At 41.9% G+C, this 2666-nt stretch carries 2 protein-coding genes; one reads left to right on the top strand and one right to left on the bottom strand.

The features are described 5' to 3' along the window. A partial coding sequence (locus tag IQ229_RS23335) for a hypothetical protein (protein ID WP_228013679.1) occupies nucleotides 1-1212 on the bottom strand: 1212 nt, incomplete at its 3' end. Nucleotides 1213-1394: 182 nt separating this feature from the next. On the opposite strand from IQ229_RS23335, the gene dxr reads away from it, so the two are divergent. Beyond that, nucleotides 1395-2591 (top strand): 1-deoxy-D-xylulose-5-phosphate reductoisomerase, encoded by a 1197-nt coding sequence (dxr, locus tag IQ229_RS23330; protein WP_194047840.1) that lies wholly within the window; start codon nucleotides 1395-1397, stop codon nucleotides 2589-2591. Nucleotides 2592-2666: the final 75 nt, after the last annotated feature.

Below are 2666 nucleotides of genomic sequence, written 5' to 3'. Positions count from 1 at the left end.
AATAAATACTATATATTTCCAACGTTGCTGCTTGGAAAACAACAAGCCTAATGCAAGCGAGAGCGATACAATACCGTAAGCATAACGGTTAATAGACGCTAGAGCTCCAGAGAATATTAGCATTAATAAAGAGCAAAAACCGTATATTGTAGCAACATTGTTAAGCTTGGTGCGGTAGTGCCATAACAAATAGCCGCCACCAAAGACCATAACAACTTTAATCAAACTATCTTTGCCCACTAATATAGCGTCCGTGAATATAGACCACCAACTTGGTTGCGCCCATGCCTTATGTACATGAATGAATGCTAAGGGATCTCCAAAACTAATAGCGCAATATACAGAGAATAAAAGTATCCCCATTGCTACAAACAGACCCGCTATATAGGCGCTTAGGGATCTCCGTTCTATCCATGCTACGAAAATAAACGTGGGTAGTAATGTAATTCCTGTCGGCCGTGTCGCACTAGCTAATGCACCACAAAAAGCAGCCCATACATACTGACGGTTATCAAATGCTCGTAAAGCTGCTGTAGTCAAAAATAGAAATAGTCCTTCAGTATAAATTACTGTGCCATATAAAGAAAAAGGACACCAAGCCATTACAGCAATTACCCATTTTGCAGCATTAATACCATGACGTTCTTTTGTCCAAGAGTACACAAGAAGCAACGCACCAAGAAAAGTTAGATTGCTTAACAGCGTACCAGCCACTTCAAACGGCAAGCCAAACGTCATCAGCCCGCGAATGAGTAACGGAAATAAAGGATAGAAAGCAATAGAATACTGCTTTCCATCATCAACGTAGTTATAACCTTCAAGTGCAATTTTCCGATACCACTTACCATCCCAATGAGAGAAGAGTTCCCAACTGGGTTTAGGAATAAAATCGGGAGAAAAGTCCAGCGGATATGGAGGGTGCCAATGTGGTTGTACGGGTGATGTATATATTAAAGGAGCAACAACTTGCATTGCAACTATAATTACAAGTCTGCTCAAAAGCCACATCGCAATTACAAAAAAGTACCCATTAACTTTGAAACTATAATTTTGTTCAAGTGTATTTTTTGCCGAATCTTTTATTTTCATCAGACTAAAAATTAATAAGTAAAGGTAAATATACCAGTCCACTTTGATTTTTGAACTTATTTGCGTAGAGAGAAAGTGGGGAAGGAGCCTTTTCGGGGTGTAGTGATTTTTTTCAAAAATCAAACACGAGTCCTATAGATTGAAATTAATGGATTGGGTCTGGTGTAGGGATGGACAAGAGGACACAGGTACATTTTCCTTGCGTCTCTCCTTTGGCGCGTTAGTGTATCGATTATAGTGATTGCTGTGATTAAAGAGTCCCAAGCAATTTATAGTGAGAGTTGTCTGTAAATCCTTAAGCAATTGTGAAAGCGATTACTCTCGTTGGTTCCACTGGTTCTATTGGTACTCAGACTTTAGATATTGTCACTCAGTACTCAGATCAGTTTCGGATTGTGGGATTGGCAGCTGGGAACAACGTCGAAATGTTGGCTGTCCAAATTCGGCAGTTTCGACCAGAAATAGCAGCTATTTGCTCAGAAGATAAATTACCAGCGCTCAAAGAAGCACTCATTGACCTAGATCCCCAACCGATTCTACTGGCTGGTGAGGCCGGAGTGATAGAAGTTGCCCGTTACGGCGATTCCCAAACCGTTGTTACTGGGATCGTTGGTTGTGCTGGTTTGCTACCCACGATCGCAGCGATTGAAGCTGGTAAAGATATTGCCTTAGCGAACAAAGAAACTCTGATTGCTGGGGCCCCTGTGGTTCTACCCCTAGTCGAAAAACATGGTGTAAAATTACTCCCTGCCGATTCCGAACATTCTGCAATCTTTCAATGCCTCCAAGGTGTTCCCAAAGATGGCTTGCGGAAAATTTTGCTCACTGCATCTGGTGGAGCTTTCCGCGACTGGGATGTAGAAAAGTTAGCAGATGTAACCGTTGCTGATGCCTTGAAACATCCTAATTGGTCGATGGGACGGAAAATCACAGTAGACTCTGCTACTTTGATGAATAAAGGACTGGAAGTAATTGAGGCTCACTTCCTGTTTGGCTTGGATTATGACAATATCGAAATTGTCATTCATCCCCAGAGCATTATTCATTCACTGATTGAACTGCAAGATACTTCAGTTTTAGCCCAACTCGGTTGGCCAGATATGCGCTTACCCTTGCTGTATGCTCTATCTTGGCCCGATCGCATCTACACCAACTGGGAACGACTAGATTTAGTCAAAGCTGGAAACTTAACCTTCCGCGAACCAGATCACCAGAAGTATCCTTGTATGCAGTTGGCTTATGCTGTGGGTAAAGCTGGTGGTTCGATGCCAGCTGTATTGAATGCCGCCAATGAGCAAGCTGTGGCTTTATTTTTAGATGAAAAAATTCGGTTTTTAGATATTCCTCGGTGTATCGAATGGGTGTGCGATCGCCATCAAAATGATAACCGTGCTAATCCCTCTTTAGATGACATTTTGGCAGCAGATCAATGGGCAAGACAAGAAGTTTTAACAGCAACTGAAAAGTTAGAAACTCACTCGCGGATAATTTCTCTGCGATAAAAACCTTCAGTTCAGATTGGACTGAGGATTAGAAATTGATGCCTAGTCTCCAATCTCTAATCGCAAGCCTGTGGT

This window comes from Nostoc cf. edaphicum LEGE 07299, assembly GCF_015207245.1.
In the GTDB taxonomy this organism is placed as follows: domain Bacteria; phylum Cyanobacteriota; class Cyanobacteriia; order Cyanobacteriales; family Nostocaceae; genus Nostoc; species Nostoc edaphicum_B.
The sequence above is the reverse complement of the archived record's forward strand: the minus strand, read 5'-3'. Positions and strand labels throughout refer to the sequence as shown.